The organism is Clostridium sp. AM25-23AC, from assembly GCF_003435125.1.
In the GTDB taxonomy this organism is placed as follows: Bacteria; Bacillota; Clostridia; order Lachnospirales; family Lachnospiraceae; genus Pilosibacter; species Pilosibacter fragilis.
The window spans coordinates 1,139-5,500 of record NZ_QWGI01000058.1 but is presented as its reverse complement, the minus strand read 5'-3'; the positions used below and the strand labels follow the sequence as shown (position 1 = coordinate 5,500).

The 4,362-nt window shown below is 54.0% G+C and carries 5 protein-coding genes and 1 pseudogene; all 6 read right to left on the bottom strand.

The features are described from left to right. Nucleotides 1-68 precede the first annotated feature (68 nt). The gene (locus DW677_RS17330; RefSeq protein WP_002594230.1) at nt 69-1,694 is read right to left on the bottom strand and encodes a recombinase family protein; all 1,626 of its coding nucleotides are present in this window, start codon (nt 1,692-1,694) and stop codon (nt 69-71) included. A gap of 127 nt (nt 1,695-1,821) precedes the next feature. After that, the gene (locus DW677_RS17325) at nt 1,822-2,016 is read right to left on the bottom strand and encodes a transposon-encoded TnpW family protein (protein WP_002594231.1); all 195 of its coding nucleotides are present in this window, start codon (nt 2,014-2,016) and stop codon (nt 1,822-1,824) included. After that, on the bottom strand, nt 2,013-2,867 hold the full coding sequence (locus tag DW677_RS17320) for an ATP-binding protein (RefSeq protein ID WP_002594232.1): 855 nt from the start codon (nt 2,865-2,867) through the stop codon (nt 2,013-2,015). Before DW677_RS17320 ends, DW677_RS17325 begins: the two co-directional genes overlap by 4 nt. After that, nucleotides 2,864-3,604, bottom strand: a complete 741-nt coding sequence (locus DW677_RS17315) for a replication initiator protein A (RefSeq protein WP_002594233.1) — start codon at nt 3,602-3,604, stop codon at nt 2,864-2,866. The genes DW677_RS17320 and DW677_RS17315 overlap by 4 nt, the downstream gene beginning before the upstream one ends. 130 nt (nt 3,605-3,734) lie before the next feature. Then, the gene (locus DW677_RS17310) at nt 3,735-4,121 is read right to left on the bottom strand and encodes a cysteine-rich VLP domain-containing protein (RefSeq protein ID WP_002594234.1); all 387 of its coding nucleotides are present in this window, start codon (nt 4,119-4,121) and stop codon (nt 3,735-3,737) included. Further along, a pseudogene (locus tag DW677_RS18980) lies at nt 4,111-4,362 on the bottom strand (relaxase); the annotation flags it as partial. The gene DW677_RS17310 and the pseudogene DW677_RS18980, both read right to left, overlap by 11 nt.

The following is a 4,362-nucleotide window of genomic DNA, read 5'->3' as shown; positions in this document are numbered from 1 at the left end:
GTAATAGAAGTGTAAAAAATTTTGCCGTTCCTATCCGGCACATGAGGTATGTCGGATAGGTCGGGCGGTTAGGTGTCGGGCAGTTCTACCTTGCCGACAAAAGAATAATAGATTTCGATTTCCTGTCTGCGTAACTTGCCCCGGCGTTTCCCGTCAAGGGCAACGCTTTCATGGACAACGATTTTCTCCACAAACTCCCGCAGCAGAGTAGGGGTAAGTTCTTCAATGGTAGTGTGCCTGCGTACCACATTCATAAACTTTTCAGCGTTTGCGGTGGCTTCCTGCGCTTTGGAAAGTTCTTCCCGCAGTCTGGCGGCACGTTCTTTCAGTTCTTTCTGCTCGGCTTCATAGTCTGCCGACAGCTCTGTGAAACGCTCGTCCGATATGCGCCCGGTTACGCTGTCCTCATACAGCCGCTTGAAGATAGCAGATAACTCGGCTATGCGTTTCTCGGCGGCTTCCAGCTCCTTTTTCTTGGCGGCGTTCCTGCGTCTGTCCCCGTCCTCATTCTGCTCGATTAAAAGCTTCATAAACCGGGCTTCATGCTTTGCCGCATAGCTGGTAACTTTCCGCAGATTGGAGAGTACGCCAGCGGTCAAGAGGTCAGTGCGGATAAAGTGCGCTGTGCAGTCGGCGGTGCGTTTCTTGTAGCTTCCGCAGATATAACAGTCCTGCTTGCGCTTGTCCGTCTGGTATCGCTGCTGGTACATGACGCTGCCGCAGTCGGCACAAAAGAGTATGCCGGAGAACAAGCCCACTTCGTCATAACGGTTGGGGCGTTTGCGCTGCTTGCGTAACTCCTGCACCCGTTCCCACGTTTCCCGGTCAATGATAGGCTCATGGTGGTTCTCAAAAACCGCCTGCTTTTCCGGGGGATTTTCTATGCTGTGTTTCAGCTTGTAGGACGGCTTCTCGGTCTTAAAGTTTACCAGACAGCCCGTATATTCCCGGTTTTCCAGCAGATGAACCACGGTATTGGTCGCCCACTTGCACTCATAGCCGGGGTGGTAGCGGCGGGTGCTGCCCGTCCTGCGGTATTCCAGCGTCCCCGGCGTGGGGATTTGCTGCTCGGTCAGCATACGGGCTATCTTGGTCGGACCGTTCCCGGCAAGGCAAAGGCTGTAAATCTGCCGTACCACCGGGGCGGCTTCCTCGTCAATGATAAAGTTTTCGTCCTCGTCCATGAGGTAGCCATAGACGGGCTTGCTTGTGATGGGCTTTCCGCTCATGCCCTTAGAGCGTTTTACTGCCTTGATTTTCTTGCTCGTATCTCTCACCAGCCATTCGTTAAAGATATTCCGCAGCGGGGCAAAGTCATTTTCCCCCTGTGCGCTGTCCACTCCGTCATTGATAGCGATGAAGCGGACACCTTTCTGTGGGAAAATCATTTCTGTGTACATTCCCACCTGTAAGTAGTTTCGCCCTAACCTCGACATATCCTTGACGATAACTGTCCCGACTTTCCCTGCTTCAATGTCTGCAAGCATGGCTTGAAATCCGGGTCTTTGAAAGTTCGCACCGGAATAACCGTCGTCGGTGTACCAGCGCAGATTAGAAAATCCATTCTGTTTGGCATAGGTTTCCAAAATCCTCTTTTGGTTGGAAATGGAATTGCTCTCGCCTTGCAGCTCGTCCTCATGGGACAGTCTTGGGTAAAGGGCGGTAATGAGTTGCTGGGTGGTCTGTCTTAACATAAATTCCTCCGTTTCCGACAGCCAGCCCCACTATTCCGTACCTTGATTGTACCACATGGGGCGGCTGTCTGTATAGCGGCAAAAGCGTCAAATCTGCTTCTTTACGGTCGGTAAAAATGACGGTTTTTCAATCAGGCTTATCACAGGTCAAATATCCGGCGGCGGCTTCTGCTTCCAGCACTTTCATCATCTTGTCAGCGGCGGTGTCGGTCGCCCCCTCCTTGAAAAAGCCAGACACCACAAGGATTGTGTTGCCTATCCTCGTTTCGGTCACGCAGTCCGGGCGGCGGGCAGGGCGTTTGTTTCTCTGGGTGTCGGTCATAGGCAAATCTCCTTTCCGGCAAGCAGCCGTTTCAGCTGTTCCATTTTTCCCTGTGCGGCGGCTTTCCTCAAATTCTCCCCGGTAAAGCAGAGAGGGGAACACATTTCAAGCAGGCGGTCATAAATCCGGGCGTGGGCGGTGTCCTCCGGGTGCTGCAATTCCTCCAGCGTGAGGTTGGTCGTCACAATCAGCGGCTTCCTGCTCCGGTAGCGGCTGTCAATCACATTGTAGACCTGTTCCAGACCGTATTCTGTGCCACGCTCCATTCCAAAATCGTCAATGATGAGCAGGGGGAAGCTGCAAAGGCGGGAAATATATTCGTTCCTGCCCGCAAAGCTGGCGGCAAGGTCGTTTAATATTGCTGCAAAGTTTGTCATGCACACCGGGACTTCCTGCTCCATGAGGGCGTTTGCAATACACCCGGCAAAATAGCTTTTCCCAGTGCCTACCCTGCCCCACAAGAGCAGCCCGTAGTTCCCGTCCTTTATCTGTTCCCAGCGTGCCACATATCCGGCGGCGTTCTTCATCTGCGGGCAGCTGCCGTTATCGTTGGCAAATGTCCAGTCCTGCATGGTCTTGTCTGTAAAGCCCTGCCGTTTCAGCCGTTCCACCGTTTCAAGGTGGCTGCGCCGCTTCTCGGCGGCTTCCCGTTCCTTACGGGCTGCCCGCTGGCAGTCGCACTCTGACGGGTGGCGGTCACGCCCGAAAAAGGTCTTGCCCTCCGGGAAATAGGCTTCTTTGGGTTTCCGGCATTTGCCGCAGTATAAAAGCCCGTCCTCCCCGGTGTAATCCTCCGGCTCGGCTGTGGTGTCGGTCATAGGCAGTATGGTGTTGTGGATTGTATCGGTCATAGGCTTTCTCCCTCCTTGAATGAATAGTCCGGTATGCCTTTCTTTGGCTTCTCTTTGGCAGCGTCCTCCTGCGCCCACTTGTAAATGGTGGCTGCATGGCTCTGGTACTGCTTCCCGGTGGAAGCGATGTGGCAGGAAAGGCGGTCAAGGTAATACTCCCACTTGCCGGGGAAGTCCTGTTCCAGCTCCAAAAGTTCTGTGTCAGAAAGAAATACATTTTTATATCTGCCATAAGCGGCGGGGGGCTGCCCCTCACTCGCTCCTTTTGTTTGGCTCTCTATTAGGTTGTTTATATTAGTTTGGTTAGGGGACGGTTTTCCGACCGTCATAAGGTCAGTTTTCCGGCTGTCAGTTGGTCGGTTTCCCGCCCTTATGAGGGGCGGTTTTCCGTCCGTCAGTTGGTCGGAAAACTGTACCACTGGGATAGGCGGCACTTTCACATACAGACGGTTGGCGGCAGAAAAGCCCGTCCGTCTGCGTTCCAGCAGCCCGGCAGCGTCCAGTTCGTTCAGTGCGCCCTTTATGGTGGTGCAGCCTTTATCCAGCATTTCCGCTATCTCTGCTATGGGGTAGACAATGTATGTCCGTCCCTCGCTGTCCTGCCAGCCGTTCTTCTGCGAAAGGGTGGAACGGTCTAACAGCAGCGCATATAACTCTCTTGCGGTGTGGGATAGGTCTGTTTCCAGCAGGAAACGGGGGTAAGGCAGGTAAGCGGGCAGCTCCGTTCCTGCGGTCATATAATCAGCGATAGGGTTCACCTCCTTGTGGTGTCTGTCTGTGGGTTCTGTTACGCTTTTAGGGGGCGTTTTTAAGGGAAAAGGATAAATGTATCACGCACCCTTTGACACCCTCCAAAAAAGCCTTGATTTATGCGGGTTTGAAATGCCCTAAAGCGTGACATTTCTCCCTTTGTTTCCGCTTCCGTTTGGCGGCGTTTATCCGCTTCATGCGTCCGGCGCAGTCCGGGCAGTATTTCCCCCGGTTGGATTTTGGGAAGAAGAACGCCCCGCAGACAGCGCAGCGTTTCCGGCTTCCCCGGCGCAAGAGGGCGGCTTCCAGTGCTTCATCAAGGGGCAGGACAGCGGCGGTAAACCAGCGGCAGAGCAGCGAATAGCTGATACTCTGTACACACACGCAAGGCTCGCCGTCCTCCAACAGCAGGCAGTTCCCGCTGTCATAGTTGCAGCACTCATGCACAAGGCGGCGGGCTGCCCGGTACTGGCGGTAGTCCATGCGGGGGATATTACCGTTCATGGCTCTGCTCCTTTCTGCGCTGCGGCTCGCTCCGGCGTAAAATCTGGTCGATATTGCCCTTGACAGTCTGCAAGCGGCGGTACTCCTCCCGTTTTGCCCGGTAATCGTTGTAGCCGCTGTTTTTCTCTTTGATAAGGCTTTCAATCTCTGCTTGCAGGGATTTATAGCTCGGCAGCTTGGAAATGCCGTTCTCCCTGAAATAGCGGGCGGCTGCGTCTGCTATGATAAAGTCACTTTCATG

What these genes read in the sequence shown, in the direction of transcription:
- DW677_RS17330 (WP_002594230.1), bottom strand. Translation starts at nt 1,694, where the DNA reads ATGTTAAGACAGACCACCCAGCAACTCATTACCGCCCTTTACCCAAGA.
- DW677_RS17325 (WP_002594231.1), bottom strand. Translation starts at nt 2,016, where the DNA reads ATGACCGACACCCAGAGAAACAAACGCCCTGCCCGCCGCCCGGACTGC.
- DW677_RS17320 (WP_002594232.1), bottom strand. Translation starts at nt 2,867, where the DNA reads ATGACCGATACAATCCACAACACCATACTGCCTATGACCGACACCACA.
- DW677_RS17315 (WP_002594233.1), bottom strand. Translation starts at nt 3,604, where the DNA reads ATGACCGCAGGAACGGAGCTGCCCGCTTACCTGCCTTACCCCCGTTTC.
- DW677_RS17310 (WP_002594234.1), bottom strand. Translation starts at nt 4,121, where the DNA reads ATGAACGGTAATATCCCCCGCATGGACTACCGCCAGTACCGGGCAGCC.